The 1,024-nt window shown below is 36.4% G+C and carries 1 protein-coding gene; it reads left to right on the top strand.

Annotated features, from left to right (window positions below):
- Positions 1 to 708: NAD(P)/FAD-dependent oxidoreductase (locus ABY905_RS17435; RefSeq protein WP_372646202.1), on the top strand; the 708-nt coding region annotated here is incomplete at its 5' end.
- Positions 709 to 1,024 lie beyond the last annotated feature (316 nt).

Raw genomic sequence — 1,024 nt, 5'->3', positions numbered from 1 at the left:
TATATTGATCGAATCGATAAGGATCTGAAACTGGAAGGTTTTAAAGCGATTGAGCATTACGGCGCACTCATGCAAACAGGCTCTTGCAATTTGAGCCTATTGATTCGAGCCATGCGTACCTTCTTTAAACAGCACAGTTATCTCATCGAAGATCACCTAAATATTGAAGATATCATATTTGATGATAAGTCTGTTTATTGGAAAGATCTTACAGCTGAGAAAATTATTTTCTGTAGAGGATATATGGATGCTAAAAATGCTCTTTTTCCTGCTGATAGTTTTTATCTCACCAAAGGAGAATTGATAGAAATTGAAGCTAAATCTTTGTGTGAAGATTACATCCTGAATAAAAACTTATTCATTCTTCCTACCGGAAATCATCACTTTAAAGTTGGAGCAACTTACGAATGGGATACTATTGATGAAGATACCAGTGAAGAAGGCAAATCAGAACTTCTCACCAAACTGGATAAACTGATTGATACAGATTATACCATTCTGAATCATTGGGCTGGTGTAAGACCGACTGTGAAAGATAGACGACCTATTCTTGGCATTCATCCGCATAACGATTGTTTAGCTATATTCAATGGACTTGGAACCAAGGGAGTTATGCTAGCCCCTTATTTCTCTGAACAAATGCTTGAATTATTGGAAAACCCGCAAGCTGAAATCGACGAAGAAGTCAAGCTTGAGCGTTTTTTCTAGATCAAGTTCAAAATAGGGTTATCCTACATACTGTCTGTCGGCCTTACTCGTCCCATTGCACAAAGCCAATTTGACTGCTAGATTTCCACTACAATCCCTAAGTAAAACAATTAGATCTTTGAGATTTAAGACCTGAAACTAAATTACAAACTACTCTTAATCACGATGTTGAATGAAACAATGCGAAATTAAAGCAAATTTATTATTAGAATTTCACAAAACTTTGCCGAACGAGTAGGCAAAATCAGCGGAACACAGTTTAAACAATCTCAAGTACACTCCCATTTGTGGGAACGTGCTTCAAATCATTATGTAT

The organism is Ancylomarina sp., from assembly GCF_041555295.1.
GTDB lineage: Bacteria > Bacteroidota > Bacteroidia > Bacteroidales > Marinifilaceae > Ancylomarina.
The sequence above is the reverse complement of the archived record's forward strand: the minus strand, read 5'-3'. Positions and strand labels throughout refer to the sequence as shown.